General features: G+C 75.5%; 1 pseudogene. It reads left to right on the top strand.

Annotated features, from left to right (window positions below):
• Positions 1-415 (top strand): annotated as a pseudogene (locus M3677_RS16940) (hypothetical protein); the annotation flags it as partial.
• Between the last annotated feature and the right edge of the window lie 63 nt (positions 416-478).

The raw sequence follows: 478 nt of genomic DNA, 5'->3' as shown, positions 1-478 counted from the left end.
GCTGGCCGACTACATCGGGGCCCTCACCGACCCGCCGGACATCGCGATGGTGCACGAGCCGGACCAGGTGCCCCCGCTCGACGGCGTCGTCCCGCTGGTGCTGGCCGGGCACACCCACGAGCGCGAGGTCTCGGTGCTCGAGGACGGCACCCGCCTGATGGTTGAGGGCTCCACCGGCGGCGCGGGGCTGCGCGGGCTGCAGGGCGAGGACCCCACGCCGCTCGCCTGCACCGTGCTCTACCTCGACCCGACCACCGGCGAGCTCACCGCCTACGACGAGATCACCCTCGGCGGCCTGGGCCGCTCGGAGGTCACCATCGAGCGCACCTACGTCGACCCGCTGCCGACCGGGGACGACGACCGTCCGACGCCCACCGAGGCGCCCGTGCAGGGTCCCGCGCTGCCCACCCCCTGAGCCCTACGCTGCCGGCCATGACGACCTCCCGCACCGCCCGGATCGCCGTCCCCGCGCTGGCCC

This window comes from Curtobacterium sp. P97, from assembly GCF_023712445.1.
In the GTDB taxonomy this organism is placed as follows: Bacteria; Actinomycetota; Actinomycetes; order Actinomycetales; family Microbacteriaceae; genus Curtobacterium.
Note: the sequence above shows the minus strand (reverse complement) of the source record. Positions and strands in the feature narration are given on the sequence as shown.